At 72.2% G+C, this 15241-nt stretch carries 14 protein-coding genes and 1 tRNA gene; 7 read left to right on the plus strand and 8 right to left on the minus strand.

What is annotated here, in order from left to right; translation table 11 throughout:
- Window positions 1-253 precede the first annotated feature (253 nt).
- Together FXF68_RS14735 and FXF68_RS14740 are read left to right on the plus strand one after the other, a co-directional pair.
- Window positions 254-1678, plus strand: coding sequence for a phenylacetate--CoA ligase family protein (locus FXF68_RS14735; protein WP_148759565.1), 1425 nt, complete (start codon window positions 254-256; stop codon window positions 1676-1678).
- A complete protein-coding gene (locus tag FXF68_RS14740) occupies window positions 1675-2565 on the plus strand; it encodes a hypothetical protein (protein WP_148759566.1) in 891 nt (296 codons plus the stop codon). Before FXF68_RS14735 ends, FXF68_RS14740 begins: the two co-directional genes overlap by 4 nt.
- 264 nt (window positions 2566-2829) lie before the next feature.
- Here FXF68_RS14740 and FXF68_RS14745 read toward each other — a convergent pair.
- The 4 genes from FXF68_RS14745 to FXF68_RS14760 all read right to left on the minus strand — a co-directional run bounded on the left by FXF68_RS14745 (window position 2830) and on the right by FXF68_RS14760 (window position 5039).
- A tRNA-Met gene (locus tag FXF68_RS14745) sits at window positions 2830-2906 on the minus strand.
- A 65-nt stretch (window positions 2907-2971) separates the two neighbouring features.
- Window positions 2972-4021 (minus strand): YlbL family protein, encoded by a 1050-nt coding sequence (locus FXF68_RS14750; protein WP_148759567.1) that lies wholly within the window; start codon window positions 4019-4021, stop codon window positions 2972-2974.
- A 27-nt stretch (window positions 4022-4048) separates the two neighbouring features.
- On the minus strand, window positions 4049-4489 hold the full coding sequence (locus FXF68_RS14755; protein ID WP_281292209.1) for a molybdenum cofactor biosynthesis protein MoaE: 441 nt from the start codon (window positions 4487-4489) through the stop codon (window positions 4049-4051).
- Between the two features lie 10 nt (window positions 4490-4499).
- On the minus strand, window positions 4500-5039 hold the full coding sequence (locus FXF68_RS14760; protein WP_148759568.1) for a PPA1309 family protein: 540 nt from the start codon (window positions 5037-5039) through the stop codon (window positions 4500-4502).
- Between the two features lie 112 nt (window positions 5040-5151).
- Between FXF68_RS14760 and FXF68_RS14765 the strand changes: the two genes are divergently transcribed.
- Window positions 5152-8061 carry a UPF0182 family membrane protein gene (locus FXF68_RS14765; protein WP_148759569.1) on the plus strand — a complete coding sequence of 970 codons (2910 nt, stop codon included), beginning with the start codon at window positions 5152-5154 and terminating at the stop codon, window positions 8059-8061.
- A gap of 18 nt (window positions 8062-8079) precedes the next feature.
- Here the strand turns inward: FXF68_RS14765 and FXF68_RS14770 are convergent, their stop codons facing one another.
- Window positions 8080-9162: an NAD-dependent epimerase/dehydratase family protein gene (locus FXF68_RS14770; RefSeq protein WP_148759570.1), complete on the minus strand. Its 1083-nt coding sequence runs from the start codon at window positions 9160-9162 to the stop codon at window positions 8080-8082.
- Between the two features lie 89 nt (window positions 9163-9251).
- On the opposite strand from FXF68_RS14770, the gene FXF68_RS14775 reads away from it, so the two are divergent.
- The 3 genes from FXF68_RS14775 to FXF68_RS14785 are packed head-to-tail and all read left to right on the plus strand — an operon-like array spanning window position 9252 to window position 11394.
- Window positions 9252-10652: a zinc-dependent metalloprotease gene (locus tag FXF68_RS14775; protein WP_148759571.1), complete on the plus strand. Its 1401-nt coding sequence runs from the start codon at window positions 9252-9254 to the stop codon at window positions 10650-10652.
- Window positions 10649-10834: a hypothetical protein gene (locus tag FXF68_RS14780; protein WP_148759572.1), complete on the plus strand. Its 186-nt coding sequence runs from the start codon at window positions 10649-10651 to the stop codon at window positions 10832-10834. Before FXF68_RS14775 ends, FXF68_RS14780 begins: the two co-directional genes overlap by 4 nt.
- Window positions 10831-11394 carry an NUDIX hydrolase gene (locus FXF68_RS14785; RefSeq protein ID WP_187437929.1) on the plus strand — a complete coding sequence of 188 codons (564 nt, stop codon included), beginning with the start codon at window positions 10831-10833 and terminating at the stop codon, window positions 11392-11394. The genes FXF68_RS14780 and FXF68_RS14785 overlap by 4 nt, the downstream gene beginning before the upstream one ends.
- Here FXF68_RS14785 and FXF68_RS14790 read toward each other — a convergent pair.
- The 3 genes from FXF68_RS14790 to FXF68_RS14800 all read right to left on the minus strand — a co-directional run bounded on the left by FXF68_RS14790 (window position 11376) and on the right by FXF68_RS14800 (window position 13557).
- Complete coding sequence (locus FXF68_RS14790; RefSeq protein WP_246178695.1) at window positions 11376-12032, minus strand: nucleotidyltransferase family protein; 657 nt, start codon at window positions 12030-12032, stop codon at window positions 11376-11378. The two genes, FXF68_RS14785 and FXF68_RS14790, sit on opposite strands and share 19 nt — an antisense overlap.
- Entirely contained in the window at window positions 12029-12562 is a 534-nt protein-coding gene (locus tag FXF68_RS14795) for a M48 metallopeptidase family protein (protein WP_148760716.1), read from the minus strand. The genes FXF68_RS14790 and FXF68_RS14795 overlap by 4 nt, the downstream gene beginning before the upstream one ends.
- A gap of 194 nt (window positions 12563-12756) precedes the next feature.
- Window positions 12757-13557 carry an enoyl-CoA hydratase/isomerase family protein gene (locus FXF68_RS14800; protein ID WP_148759573.1) on the minus strand — a complete coding sequence of 267 codons (801 nt, stop codon included), beginning with the start codon at window positions 13555-13557 and terminating at the stop codon, window positions 12757-12759.
- A 178-nt stretch (window positions 13558-13735) separates the two neighbouring features.
- On the opposite strand from FXF68_RS14800, the gene FXF68_RS14805 reads away from it, so the two are divergent.
- Window positions 13736-15091, plus strand: a complete 1356-nt coding sequence (locus FXF68_RS14805; RefSeq protein WP_187437930.1) for an ABC1 kinase family protein — start codon at window positions 13736-13738, stop codon at window positions 15089-15091.
- Window positions 15092-15241: the final 150 nt, after the last annotated feature.

Genomic DNA, 15241 nt, shown 5'->3' on the forward strand with positions numbered 1-15241 from the left:
TCATCATTCAGTTCCGAATTGCACTCGTGAACATTGCGGATGGAACTGCGGTCCCGAAGCCCGTACCGCGGGCTGCACAGGGGAAGGTCTCGTGATGAATAGTGGCGGAGCATTCCGGCCTGCAATCGATACGAATGGGACGTGCCGTAATAGGTCCCGGCACGTCCGCGGCGCTTCGGCATGCGCCGGAATGGCGGATCGGTAGCGGTCCATGTTCATCAACGCGATAGCCGCCGCCAGATTCGGAATGTCGATGACGCTGGGCAGGCCGTTCCACCGCCGGTCGCTGGACCGCCTGATCGAGGGCATGCGCGCGGCGCTGGAGGAGTTCGGGGAGATCCGCGACGACGACAACGTGCTCGCCGGAGCGGCGCTCGACCCCGGGACGAGGCGGCTGGTGCAGGGGCGGCGGCTGCGGGCGCAGGCCGTCCGGGCGCTGGAGACCCCCTACTACGGCCGGCTGTTCGACCAGATCGGCCTGGACCCGGGTGCACTGACGGCGGAGAACATCGCGACGATCCCCGTCACGGCGAAAGAGACGCTGCGGGAGGACCCGGCCGCGTTCGTCCGGCGCGGCGGCGCCCCGGCCCACCAGTGCGGGACGACGGGCACGACCGGCCGCTCCACCATGATCTGGCTGTCCGACGACGAGCTGCACCTGATCGCGTCGCTGTCCGCCATCACGTACTTCCAGTCCCACATGGTCCGGCCCGACGACCGGGTGGTGATCGCCGTCAGCCCCCGGAACCGGATCGCCGTGCACGCCACCGCCTTCGCCGCGACCGCGGTGGGCGCGAGCGTCGACGTCACCGGGATGGTCGAGCCGGAGGCGATGCTGGCGCGGCTGTCCGCCGTCCAGCCGCTCCCCGGGCACAAGCCGCGGACCAGCGTGCTGACCGCCCATCCGTCCTACCTGGCGGCGCTGGTGGAGACCGGGGAGGCACTCGGCCGCACCCCCGCCGACTTCGGGCTGGAGCGCGTGATCGTCGGCGGGGAGCTCCTCACCGCCGGGCTGCGCCGCCGGGCGGCGCGGCTGTTCGGCGACGCCGAGATCCTGGAGAACTACGCCCTGACCGAGCTGGTGCCGTTCGCCGCGGGCCGCTGCGAGCGGGGCCACTACCACTTCGAGCCCGCGACCTGCCTGGTGGAGGCGCTCGACCTGGACGACGGCGGGCCCGCGGCCGGCGGCGCGCCGGGGACCCTGGTCGGCACCCCGCTGCCGCCCTTCCGCGACACCACCGTCCTGCTGAGGTACGACACCGAGGACGTGGTGCGCCTCCTCGACGGACCGGCCGACTGCGCGATGGGCAACCTCCCCGCCGTGGCCGAGCTGCTGGGCAAGCGGCGGCACGCCGTCCGGCACGAGCACGGGTGGACGTTCACCCGTCCCGTGGCCGAGGCGCTCGAGGCGCTCGACGCCGTCCCGCTGCCCGCCCGGTACGGGATGCGCGCCACCACCGGCGGTGTCGCCGTGGAGGCGGTGGTCCGCTCGGCGGACGACGCCGCCAAGGCGGCGGTCGAGGCCGCGCTGGCGGAGCGGGGCGTCCCGCTGGCGGGGCTCCGGCTGGTGACCGACCCCGACGAGCTGCGCTCCCCGCTGCCGCTCCGCTGCGACCTGCGCGAGGGCGACTTCGGGGCGCGGCAGGCGCTCGTCCCGGCGGGAGGGCCGCGGCCATGACCCTGTCGGTGGTCGTCGTGTACGGCTTCGCCGTCCTCGCGGCGCTCGGGAGCTGGACCTACTTCCGCACCAGGCGGATCGCCCGCCCGCCGTTCGGGGTGATGAACCTCGGCGACGTGGCGATCGCGATGACCGGCATCCTCCTCGTGCCGTTCCTCTACCTGTGGCTGCCGCTGCCGGTCGTCGTCGTCCTCGTCGCCGCCGTCACGCTCAGCGCGCTGCAGATCACCCTGGAGCCCGTGATCCGCGGGATGGTCCTGTGGGGCGTCTGCGCCACCCTGCTCGGCCTCGACCTGGCGCTCGGCCTCGTCGTCAGCGTCAAGGGCCCGGCGTTCCTGGTCGTGAACAACCTGATCGTGGTGATCGTGGTGGTCGGCGTCGCCAACCTGTGGGCGCAGAGCGGGCTGCGCGCCTCCCACACGGCGCTGTTCGCCGCCGCCCTCGTCGTCTACGACGCCGTCACCACGTGGTCGTTCACCGTCACCCTGGACCTCTTCGTCAAGCTCACCAAGGCGCCCCTGTTCCCGCTCGTCGGCTGGGGACTGACCCGCGTCTCGACGTCCTACCTCGTCGGCCTCGGCGACCTGCTGTTCGTGGCCCTCTTCCCGCTGGTCATGCGCAAGGCGTACGGGCGGACCGCCGGGCTGTGCGCGCTCGTCGCCGGGCTGGGCGCGCTGGGCCTCGTGTTCGCGCTCGTCCGCAACGACGTCATCGGCCACACCATCCCGGCCATGGTCTTCCTAGGCCCCCTGATCGTCGCCCAGTACCTGTACTGGCGACTCGCCCGCGGCGGCGAGCGATCGACCCGGCAGTACCTGCGGGCCGATCCGCTCCCGGCGAGGGCGCCCGCACTCGTCACGGCAGCGGAGGGAGGTGAACAGAGATGATCAAGGCGAACATGCGCTACCTGCGGTACGCGGTTTCGACGCTCGCGGCGGTCGGCTTCGGCGCGCACGGGTCCACCTGATCCGATCGGGTGAGGTGAGAACAGGCACCGGCCGCCGCGCGCCAACCGTGGCGGCCGGTGTCCTTCCCACTAGGACACTCCCTTTCGGGCACGACCACAACCCGTCGCCCCCGCCGGCGACCGGGAAAACGATCGAAGGCCCGCGTTCTCGATGTCGAGAACCGGGCCTTGACCTGTGACTACTTGGTAGCGGGGGCAGGATTTGAACCTGCGACCTCTGGGTTATGAGCCCAGCGAGCTACCGAACTGCTCCACCCCGCGGCGATGTCTCCAGTGTATTGCACGCGTGGGCGTGGTCTGAACGTTCGGCGTCATTTGGTGCGGCGTCATTTGGTGCAGGCCGGGACGCTTCCCTTGCCGGACGTGATCGCGTTGATGGACTGGACGGCGCCGTGCAGCGTGTCGGCGCGGACGAGCCGGAGCCCATCGGGCCGGGCGGAGAGGGCGTCCGCGCAGTTGTCCTTGGGGGTGAGGAAGACGGTGGCCCCGGCCTTGCGGGCGGCGATCATCTTCTGCTGGATGCCGCCGATCGGGCCGACCTCGCCCTCCGGGGTGATCGTGCCGGTGCCCGCGAAGAACCTGCCCTGGGTGAGGGGGCCGGGCGTCAGCTTGTCGTAGATGGCGAGGGAGAACATCAGGCCCGCGGACGGGCCGCCGATGTCCCCGATGCTGATGTCGATCTTGAACGGGAACTTGTACTGGTCGCCGAGGACGACGCCGACGACGGCGCGCTTGCCCTCCGGGTCCCCGACGGTCTTGAGGGTCGCCTTGCCCTCCTTGCCCGCCCGGTTGTAGGTGAGGGTGACGGTGTCGCCGATCTTGCGCTTGGCCATCGTGCCGGTGACCTGGGAGACGCTCGTGACCTTGGCGCCGTCCAGCGCGGTGATCTCGTCGCCGGGCTTGAGGACGCCGTCCGCCGGACGCCCCTTCTGGATGCCCTCGATGACGACCTGGGTGGAGACCGAGATGCCGAGCTCGTGCAGGGCGGCCGCCTCGGCGCTCTGCTGGGAGTCCTGCATCTGGCGGGTGTTCTCCTCGTCGATCTGCTTCTGCGACTCGTCGTCCGGGAAGATCGTCTCCTCGGGGACGATCGCGGTGTCCTTCGCGAGCCAGCCGCGCAGCGCGGTGAGGAGGTCGATGCGCCCGCCGGGCCCGCCGCGGTAGGTGACGGTGGTGAAGTTGAGGTGGCCCTCGTCCGGGTAGGTGGTGCGCCCGTCGATCCTGATGAGGGGCTGTCCCTTGTCGTTGGTGCCGAGGGTGTTGCTCGTGGGCCCGGGCATCAGCGCGACATACGGGACCGGCATGACGGAGCCGATGAGGGCGAGCACGAGGACGAGCACGCTCGCGGCGGTGAGCGTGGCGGCACGACGAGACATGGTCGGAACTCTATGCCGTCAAGGGGGTCAGCAGATCCCGACCCACTCGTCCCCGCCGTCGGCGAAGGTCTGGTGCTTCCAGATCGGGACGTGCTCCTTGAGGTCGTCGATGAGCCTGCGGCAGGCGTCGAACGCGTCGGCGCGGTGGGCGCTGGACGCGGCGACGACGACGGCGAGGTCGCCCACCCGCAGGTCGCCGACCCGGTGGACGGCCGCGAGCCCGATCACCGGGTGGTCCGCCGCGACCTTCTCCATGATCGCGCGGAGCCGCCGCTCGGCGGTCGGGTGCGCGCTGTAGGACAGCGCGCTGACGGCCCGCGCGTGGTCGTGGTCGCGGACCGCGCCGACGAAGACGGCGATGCCGCCGGCGCCGGGGTCGGCGACGGCGGCGTACGCCTCGTCCATGGAGAGCGGGGTGTCGCGGACGCCGATCAGCCGGATGACGGCGGCGGGGCTGTCGTGGCTCACGTCCCGCAGGCTACCTTTCCGATGCGGCGCCGGGTTCGTCCGGTTCGAAGGTCGCGACGAGGGCGTCCGGGATGTTCCGGACGAGGTCGGGCCCGGTCAGCACCTCGTCCTCGGTGTCGTGGCCGCGCATCCGGAGGGCGGAGGCCCGCGTGCCGTCGCGGAGCACACCGACCACCATGCGGACGTCCTCGCGCGCCGGGTGCGCTCCGATGAACGCCTGCGCCTCGTCGGGGTCCTCGGGGATCTCGGCCTCCACGTCGGACGGGAGGATGACGCGCTCGATGACGAGCGCGCAGCCGTCCACGGCGTCCGGCCAGACGATCGCGGCCAGGGCCTTCTCGAGGTCGTCCTGGTCGGGGAGGGCCTCCTGCTCGACGGGGACGAGGGCCTCGGCGTCGTCGGGGAGCTGGTCGGCGATGCCCGGCTCGGCGCGGCGCAGCTCGCTGCTCCGGACGAGCGCGTACAGCCGGGGGGCGGCGTCCCAGCCCGCCTGGGCCGAGTGGCGTTCGAGGTCGCGTACGACTTCTTCCAGAAGACTCACAACGCCCATCTTTCCCCCTTTGGGCTCGGGGACATGCGGGAACCCCCGCCCCAGTCGGTAAGTTGCTTCTACAGCACCGGCCCCCGGCCGGTGGGGGCGAAGTTCTCGATCGGAGGGGCCAGTGACCTTCCGGACTCCCGGATTCGGGCGCCGGCTCGGTACAGGGCGGACGCGGCTGCTGCTGCCGGCGCTGGTGGCGCTCGCCGTGCTGCTGGTCGCGTTCATGGTCTTCACGGCCGTCTACACGAACGTGCTCTGGTACGACTCGATCGGCTTCTCCGAGGTCTACACGACCCAGTTGCAGGCGAAGGTGGTCCTGTTCCTCGGCGCCGGGCTGCTGATGACGCTGGTGGTCGGCGCGAACGTGGCGATCGCGTACCGGCTGCGTCCCGCGTACCGGCCGCTGTCGGTGGAGCAGCAGGGGCTGGAGCGCTACCGCGCGGTGATCGACCCGCGCCGCAGGATCATCTCCTGGACGCTGCTGGGCCTGCTCGGGATCCTGACGGGCTCGTCCGTGGCGGGCCAGTGGCCGGTGTGGCTGGCCTTCCTGAACCGGACGCCGTTCCATGTGAAGGACCCGCAGTTCCACAAGGACGTGTCGTTCTACGTCTTCACGTACCCGTTCCTGCGGCTCGTGCTGGGCGTGGTGTTCGCCACGGTGATCCTGTCGATCCTGGCCGCCGTGATGGTGCACTACCTGTACGGCGGGCTGCGGTTGCAGGGGCCCGGCGACAAGGCGAGCCCGCCCGCGCGGGCGCACCTGTCCGTGCTGTTCGGAGTGTTCATCCTGCTGAAGGCGGTCGCGTACTGGTTCGACCGGTACGGGCTGGTGCACTCCGAGCGGGGGGTGACGACCGGCGCGTCCTATACCGACGTGAACGCCCTGCTGCCCGCCAAGACCATCCTCATGATCATCGCGGTGCTCTGCATGGCGATGTTCTTCGGCAACCTGCTGCGGCGCGGGATGATGCTGCCCGGCGTCGGGTTCACGCTCCTCGTCCTGTCGGCGATCCTGCTCGGCGGCGTGTACCCGCTGCTGATCCAGCAGTTCCAGGTGAAGCCGGACGAACTGGCCAAGGAACGCGACTACATCCAGCGCAACATCGAGTTCACCCGCAAGGCGTACGGGGTGGACGGGGCGCGCGTCGTCCCGTACGGGTCGCAGCCGGTGACCGACAAGAAGGCCCTCCAGAAGGAGGCCGACGAGCTGGGCGGGGTTCGCGTCCTCGACCCGGCCGTGGTGGGCGAGACGTACCAGCAGCTCCAGCGGATCCGCCCGTTCTACCGGTTCCCCGACACCCTGGACGTCGACCGCTACCAGGTGGACGGCAAGCCCGTCGACACGATCGTCGCGCTCCGGGAGCTGTCCGGGGCGCCCGCCGGGCAGCGGAGCTGGGTGAAGGACCACATGGTCTACACCCACGGCTACGGGTTCGTGTCCGCGTACGGCGACCGGTTCGACGCGGGACGGGTGCCCGACTTCATCACCAAGAACATGCCCGCCGACCCGGCCCAGAAGATCAAGGTCGGGAAGCCGGAGATCTACTTCGGCGAGCGCTCGCCGCGCTACTCGGTGGTCGGCGGACGCGGCCAGCAGGAGCTGAACTACCCCGACAACAGCGAGTCGGGCCAGCAGAGCAGCACCTACGACGGCGAGGGCGGCGTCCCGATCGACTCGTTCCTCAACAAGCTGCTGTACTCGGCGAAGTTCCAGGACAAGAACCTCCTGCTGTCCGGCGCGATCAACAAGAACGCCAAGATCATGTACGACCGGTCGCCGCGCGAGCGGGTGCAGAAGGCCGCGCCCTGGCTCACCCTCGACGGCGACCCGTACCCGGCCGTCGTCAACGGCCGCATCCTGTGGATCGTGGACGGCTACACCACGTCCAACGGCTACCCGTACGCGGAGGAGACGAGCCTCGGCGAGGCGACCCGCGACACGATCACCGACACCCGGTCGGCGGTGGCGCGGCAGGCCGACGACCACATCAACTACATGCGGAACTCCGTCAAGGCCACGGTGGACGCCTACGACGGCAGCGTCCACCTGTACCAGTGGGACGAGAACGACCCGATCACCAAGACGTGGATGAAGGTGTTCGACCACACCGTCCAGCCGCGGTCGTCGATCCCGCCCGAGCTTGAGGCGCACTTCCGGTACCCGCAGGACCTGTTCAAGGTGCAGCGGAAGATCCTCACCAAGTACCACGTGACCGACCCGTCGGCGTTCTACAACGGCGAGGGCTTCTGGGAGGTGCCGGAGGACCCGTCCGCCAAGGACAAGCGGCAGCCGCCCTACTACCAGAGCCTGCGGATGCCAGGCCGTGCCGCCGAGTCGTTCTCGCTGACCACGGTGTTCAACCCGCGCGGCAACGCGCAGCTCGCCGCGTTCATGGCGGTCGGGTCGACGCCGGGGCAGGACTACGGGCAGATCGAGATCCTGCAGATGCCGCGGAACGCGCAGCCGACCGGTCCCGGCCAGGTGCAGAACTCGTTCGAGACCGACGCGAAGGTCAAGAACGACCTGTTCGCGCTGAGACAGGGCGGGACGAAGACCGTCCCCGGCAACCTGCTGACGATCCCGTTCGGCGGCAGCCTGCTCTACGTCGAGCCGATGTACACGAAGGCGGCGGGCGGCAAGGAGCAGCAGCCGTACCCGATCCTCGGGAAGATCCTCGTCCGGTTCGGGGAGAGCATCGCCGCCGCCGACACCCTGGACGACGCGCTCGAACAGGTCCTCGGCGGCGCGGGCGCCGGTCCGCCGCCGCCGACGGCGACCGCGCCGGGCGGGCAGCTCAGCGCGGAGGCGCAGAAGGCGATCAACGACCTGCGGACGGCCGTCCAGGACTACGAGAACGCGCAGAAGAAGGGCGACTACCCGGGCATGGGCGACGCCTGGAAGCGGATCAAGGACGCGCAGGCCGCGCTGGCGGCGGCGACCGAGGCCAAGGCCACGACGCCCGCGAAGCCGCCGGGCAGCCCGTCGCCGAGTCCCTCGGGGACGCCGTCCACGACGCCGTCCCCGAGCTAGCCCGGGCCGGCAGAAGGCTCAGCGGCGGCGCCTGCGGGCGCGGCGGATCGCGGCGGCGGCGCCGATCGCGGCGACGGTGGCGCCCGCCGCCGTCGCCATGGTGGCCTCCTTGCCGCCGACGCGGCGCCCGACGACGGCGTGCCGCCCGGCGGTCTCGTCCATCACGGCGCGGAGCGCGGCGGCGTTGTCGTACATCGGCTTCCACCCGGCGGCCCGCAGCCGCGCGCAGTCGACGACCCACGGGTAGGCGACGTAGTGCAGGTCGGTGGCGGGCGCGGGCGTCATGCCGAGCCGGTGGAGGCGCTGCGCCATCCCGAACGTGAGGGCGGCGGGCAGCTCGAAGCTGCGCTTGCCGGTGATCTCGGTGACCTCCTCGGGGCCGAGCCAGCCCTCGCAGCCGACCGCGACCGGGCCGGTGAGCTCCGCGGCGACGACGACCTCCAGCGCGGACGCCAGGTCTTCGAGGTGGCAGAACTGCCAGCCAGGCGTGCTGCCCTTGACCGTCAGCAGCCGGGGCGCCTCGAAGTGCCGGGTGACGACCGTGTCGACGCCGGGCCCGGCGAGCGCCGCCGGACGGACGACCGTGACGTCCAGCCCGGGGTGCGTGATCGGCGCGGTCGCGGCCAGCTCCTCGATCTCCAGGTGGTCGCCCGCGATGCTGGTGCTGGCCTCGGCGAGGAGCGGGGAGTCCTCCGGCAGGGGCACCTCGTTGCCGGGTTCCGCCCCGTACACCATCGCGGACGTGACCAGCACGACCCGGCGGACCCGGGCCGCCGCCGCGGCGGTGACGACGGTCTGCGCCCCGCGGACGTTGTGGGTGCGGCGCTCGCGCGGGTCCACGTCCGGGGAGTGCTCGACGTCCAGGTTGACGATCACGTCGACGTCCGACAGCCGGCTGGACAGCAGCGGGTCGCGGATGTCGACGACACGCCAGGTGACGCCGGGCACGTCGCCGCGGTGCGCGTCGATGGCGACGACCTTGCGGATCTCCTCCCGTTCGGCGAGCCGGGCGGCGAGCAGCCGTCCCGCCCCGGTGGCCGCGCCGGTGACGGCGACGACCGGGCCCTTGCTACGCCGAGGGCGAACCTTGCCCGTTGCCACGGGGGTGCCCCCTTCCTTGTGTACGCGACCTTGCCCAGACCGGCTAACGTTGCGGATATGAGCCCATCATGCATCCCAGGGGCGAACCGATGAGCAACACTCCCTTCGGCTTCAACCGTCCAGGCGACGGCGACGACGACGACCGGTCCCAGGATCCATTCAAGGGCATGGGCGGCGACATGGCGCAGTTCGCCGACATGCTGCACCGGTTCGCCGACATGATCGGCGGCCAGGGTGCGGCCGGCGGCGCGGGCGGCGGCCCCCTCAACTGGGATCTGGCCAAGAACATCGCGCGGCACAGCGTGGTGGAGCAGGGCGACCCGTCGGTCGTCGACACCGAGCGCCGCCAGGTCGAGGAGGCGCTGCGCCTCGCCGACCTGTGGCTGGACGGCGCCACGACGCTGCCCGCGGGCATCCGGACGCCGCAGGCGTGGAGCCGCTCGGAGTGGATCGAGCAGACGCTCCCCGTGTGGGCGAAGGTGTGCGACCCGATCGCGGCCCGCATGGTCGAGTCCATGGGCGGGGCGCTCGGCGCGGGCGAGATCCCCGCGGACGTGCAGGCGATGGCCGGTCCGCTGATCGGGATGGTCAAGCAGATGGCGGGCGCGATGGTCGGCGGCCAGGCCGGGCAGGCGCTCGGCGCGCTGGCCCGCGAGGTCACCGGCTCCGCCGACGTGGGCCTGCCGCTCGCCCCGGACGGGGTCGGCGCGCTGCTGCCCGCGGGCGTCGAGGCGTTCGGCTCCGGGCTCGAGGTGTCCGGCGACGAGGTCCGGCTCTACCTGGCGCTGCGCGAGGCCGCGCACCAGCGGCTTTTCACCCACGTCCCGTGGCTGCGGTCGCACCTGCTGGGCGCGGTCGAGGAGTACGCGCGCGGCATCACCGTCGACCTGTCGGGCATCGAGCAGGCCGTCCAGGGTCTCGACCTGTCGAACCCGGAGGCGCTGCAGGAGGCGCTCGGCAACGAGCTCCAGCTCCAGCCCGAGGAGACGCCCCGCCAGAAGGCGGCGCTCGCCCGCCTGGAGACGGCGCTCGCGCTGGTCGAGGGCTGGGTCGACACGGTCGTGAACGAGGCCGCGAAGGACCGGCTGCCCGGCTCGGTGAAGCTGGCCGAGGCGGTCCGGCGGCGGCGCGCGACCGGCGGCCCCGCGGAGCGCACGTTCGCGACGCTGGTCGGGCTTGAGCTGCGGCCCCGGCGGCTGCGCGAGGCGGCCACCCTGTGGCGGACGCTCACCGAGGTGCGCGGCGCCCAGGGCCGGGACGCCCTCTGGGACCACCCCGACCTGCTCCCGACGTCCGACGACCTCGACGACCCGGAGGGGTTCGTCCACGGCCGCGACGAGCTGGAGGGCCTGTCCGACCTCGACCTGTCCAAGCTGACCAAGCCCGAGGACGAACCCGACCAGAAGCCGGACGACGAGCCCGGCGACGAGCCCGGCGAGAAGCCCGACGACGAGGGCGACGGCTCCGGCGACGGCGGGCCCCGCGCATGAGCCGCCCGCGCGAGTCGCGCGTGTCGCACGTCCATGGCTGCGGGTACGCGCCGGGGTCGTCCGCGAACGCGGTCCGGCGGCGGATCGCCCGCGCGAGCCTGTGCTGGCACCGCCCGGTCGACCAGGAGCGGCGCCGCCGCCACCCGGTCAACTCCCGGTATCCGCGCGTGGGCCGCACGTGACGCGAAGCGTCCTGCACGACGACGCCGTGCGGGTCCTGTCCTCGTGGACGGCGCCCGACCCGGGCCAGGAGAAGGCCCGCCTGGAGTTCCTCCGCCACCTGGAGGAGCATCCGGCGGACGGCCTGTGGCGGGAGTGCGCGGCCGGGCACATCACGGCGAGTGCGGCGGTGCTCGACCCGTCCAGGTCGCGCGTGCTGCTGACCCTGCACGCCAAGTTCAAGGCGTGGTTCCAGCTCGGCGGGCACTGCGAGCCGCGCGACGCGACGCTCGCGGGCGCGGCGCTGCGGGAGGCGACCGAGGAGTCGGGGATCGGCGGGCTGCGGCTGGTGCCGGGGCCGGTCCAGCTCGACCGGCACGCGGTCCGCTGCCGGGATCGGGAGACCTGGCATCTGGACGTCCAGTACACGGTGATCGCGCCGGACGGCGCCCGGCACACGGTCAGCGACGAGTCCGACGCGCTCGGCTGGTTCCCCGTGGACGAGCTGCCCGAGCCGACCGACGACGCCGTCCGCCGCCTGGTGGCGCGGGCGCGGAGCGCGGGCTACGAGCCGAGCGGATGACCTTCGAGCAGCGCCCGGGTGTTCTCCCAGCCTTCCAGCCCCGGGTCGAGGAACCGCAGGTCGGCGGCGGTGCGGAGGCGGTGCCAGGGCGGTCCCTGCGGGACGAGGCCGGGTCGCGGCGCGGCGGCGCGCAGGCGCGCCAGCGCGTCCGGGGTGTCGAGGTCGACCGCGGTCCCGGTGCCGTCCAGTGCGGCGGCGAGCCAGCCGGGCAGCGGCAGCCGGGCGGCGAGGGCGACGAGCCCGCCGTCGGAGTGGGCCGCGCAGGCCGCGGACGGCGCGTTCCCGAGGGCGCGGAACAGCTTGCCTATCAGCAGCGGCGGCAGGTCGGGGGCGTCCGGCGCGACGAGCACGGCGGTCTCGGCGCCGAGCGCGTGCAGCGCGGCGAACGCGCCGGCGAGCGTCGGCTCGCGGACGATCGGGGTGCCCGGCCAGGTCACGGCCTCCGCGTCCGGCTGGTCCGGCGGGTCGAGGACGAGGGCGGGCGTCACGAGTTCGAGCCCGGCGACGACCTCGTAGGCGTCTTCGAGCAGGGCGAGGCGGAATCCGTCCGGGTCGACGCCCGCGGGCACGGCGGACTCACGGTCGGGCCGCGAACGGTCGAGCAGGGAGAGGACCGCGGCGAAGCGGGCCAGGGTCACCCGGCGGCCTCGTGCGGGAAGTCGTCCCCGTGCCGGACACCCTCGGCGACGATCTCGTCGTCCAGGGTGTCGGCCTCCAGCGGCAGGTGCGCGGCGGCGGCGACGCCCTCCAGGTAGCCGCGGGCGCGGTCGGCCTTCGGATAGTTGCCGACCAGCTCCCAGAAGTCGGCGCCGTGCCCCGGGATGAGCAGGTGCGCCAGCTCGTGGACGAGCACGTAGTCGACCACCCAGGACGGCATGCCGCGCAGCCGGGTGGACAGCCTGATCGTGCCGTCGTCGGGGGTGCACGATCCCCAGCGGGCGCGCTGGTTCGCGACCCAGCGGACGCTGACGGGGTCGGCGCGTCCGGCGAGGTAGCGCCTGGACAGGTCCCGGGCGCGCGACTGGAGGTCGGCGTCGGTGGGACGGCGGCGGCGCTCCCGCTCCTCGAGCCGCTCAAGGATGGTCGCGATCCACTGTTCCTCTTCGGCCTTGCTGAGCCTGGACGGAACCATCACCACCACCTTGTCGCCATCGCGGTAGGCGGACACGGTTCGCCTGCGCCTGGCGCTGCGGCGGACCTCAACGTTAGGGGGCACGCCTGAACCGTACTCGAAATTTTGCCGCCCCCAAAGGGGGTGTTTGACGTAGGCGCAGGTCAGAGCCTATGTTTTTACGAACCTCAGTGCTTTACCACAATGGTCCGCGGCGTGCCGCCCGGGGTTCACCTCCCGGTGGCGCGCGTTCACTCGCCGGTGAAGCGCGGGCCGCGTCTCTCCCGCTGCGCGGCGAGCCCCTCCAGCATGTCCTTGGACGTCATCGTGACGGGCTGCGCGAGCGACTCCCAGCGCAGCGCCGACTCCTGGTCGGGGTGCCCGCCGCCCGCGAGCGCGACCTTGGTGAGCCGGGTCGCGATCGGCGCCTGCGCGGCGACCCGGTCGGCGACGGCGAGGGCCTCGTCGAGCGCCTTCCCGTCCTCGACGGCGCGGTTGACCAGGCCGTGCCGCTCCGCCTCCGCGCCGGTGACAATCCGTCCGGCGAGCAGCATCTCGCGGGCGAGCGGCAGCCCGGCCACCTCGGGGAGCAGCCAGGTCGCGGCCATGCCGGGGTGCAGGCCGAGCGCGGTGAACGGCGCGAGGAGCGTCGCCCCGACCGCCGCGTAGCGAAGGTCGCAGGCGAGCGCGAGGCACAGCCCGGCGCCGACGGCGTGCCCGTTGACGGCGGCGATCGTCGGGACCTCCAGGTCGCGGATCGCGAGCCACGTCCGGTAGAAGGCGAGCATCCGGTCGCGCAGCGCGGGCACGGGGACGGCGTTCGCGTCGGCGAGCCAGGGCAGGTCGCCGCCGGAGCTGAACGCGCTTCCGGCGCCGGTCAGCACGACGCACCGCACGTCGCGGTCGGCGCGGAGATCGTCCATGGCCGCCGTCCAGGCGGCGGTCATCGCGTCCGACATCGCGTTGCGGCGGGACGGGTCGTTCAACGTCAGGACGACGACCCCGCCGGGGCGGCGTTCGACGCGCAGGACGTCCGCGATCTCCTCGGGCATGGCGGCACCGTACCGGACCGGAAGCGTCCCGCCGCGCCCGGGTGGCCCCGCACGGAGGCGTGAGAAAGCGCACACTTACCACATCCGGGCAGGTCATCGCGCCACCCTCGGCCAAGAGCGGGCGATTGTTGCGGATCGTTGTGGCGGGACGCACAGCCGATCACCGAGAATGGTCCGCGTGAGCGATCTTCCCCGCCGCGCGGTGACGCGGTCAGCAAAGCTGGCGTCCCTCCCCATCGGCTTCGCGGGGCGCACCGCCCTCGGCATGGGGAAGCGGACGTTCGGCCGGCCCGCCGAGGCCGTCGCGATGGAGATCCAGACCCGCACCGCCGAGCAGCTCTTCAAGGTGCTCGGCGAGCTCAAGGGCGGGGCGATGAAGCTCGGCCAGATGCTGTCGATCTTCGAGGCGGCGCTGCCGCCGGAGATCGCCGGACCGTACCGCGCCACGCTGACCCGGCTGCAGGAGGCCGCTCCCCCGCTGCCCGCCGCGACCGTCCACAAGGTGCTCGCCGAGTTCCTCGGGGACGACTGGCGCGACTACTTCGACTCGTTCGACGACGAGCCCGCCGCCGCCGCGTCCATCGGGCAGGTGCACCGGGCCGTGTGGCACGACGGCCGGGCCGTCGCGGTGAAGGTCCAGTACCCGGGCGCGGGCAAGGCGCTGATCAGCGACTTCAACCAGCTCGCGCGGCTCGGCCGCCTGTTCGGCGTGCTGATGCCCGGGCTGGACGTCAAGTCGATGCTCGCCGAGCTGAAGGAACGGGTCGCCGAGGAGCTCGACTACACGATCGAGGCCGAGTCCCAGACCAACTTCCGGGACGCCTACGACGGCGACCCTGACTTCCTCATTCCCGCGGTCGTCGCGCAGTCCGGCAACATCCTGATCACCGAGTGGATGGACGGCACCCCGCTCTCTAAGATCATCAGCGACGGCGACCAGGAGACGCGGAACCACGCGGCGCTGCTGTACTGCCGTTTCCTGCTGTCCGGGCCGAAACGGTGCGGAATGCTGCACGGCGACCCGCATCCCGGCAACTTCCGGCTGCTGGCGGACGGGCGGCTCGGCGTCCTCGACTTCGGCGCCGTCGACCGCATCCCCGGCGGGTTCCAGCGGCGGCTCGGCCTGCTGCTCCGCATCGGCACGATGGCCGACATCGCCGAGATCGAGGAGGCCCTCCGCCGCGAGGACTTCATCCGCGAGGGCGTGGACGTCGACGCCGACTCGCTCCAGGGCTTCCTCGCCCCGATCACCGAGCCGTTCGTCACGGAGACGTTCAGGTTCAGCCGGGAATGGCTGCGCGACATGGCCGCGCGGGTCACGGACCTGCGGCCGTCGAACGTCGTCCGGCAGCTCAACCTGCCGCCGGAATACGTCATCATCCACCGGGTCCTGTCGGCCGGGACGGGCGTGCTGTGCCAGCTCGAATGCGAGATCCCGGCGCGCGCGGAATCCCTGAAGTGGGTCCCCGGATTCGCCGACGACTCCGTCGAGGAGGAGGCCGGCGACGAGGACGGCGAACTCGTCACCGGCTGAACGGTTCTGTTCGACCGGCTGGACGGCCCGCTTCGGCTGGCTGAACGGCCCGCTTCGACCGGCTGGACGGTCCGCTTCGGCTGGCTGGACGGTTCCTCGCGAAAGCTCAGCGGGGCCCCGCGCGTTGATGAGACACGCGGGGCCCCGCTT

The sequence above is a fragment of the Actinomadura decatromicini genome (assembly GCF_008121305.1).
GTDB lineage: Bacteria > Actinomycetota > Actinomycetes > Streptosporangiales > Streptosporangiaceae > Spirillospora > Spirillospora syzygii.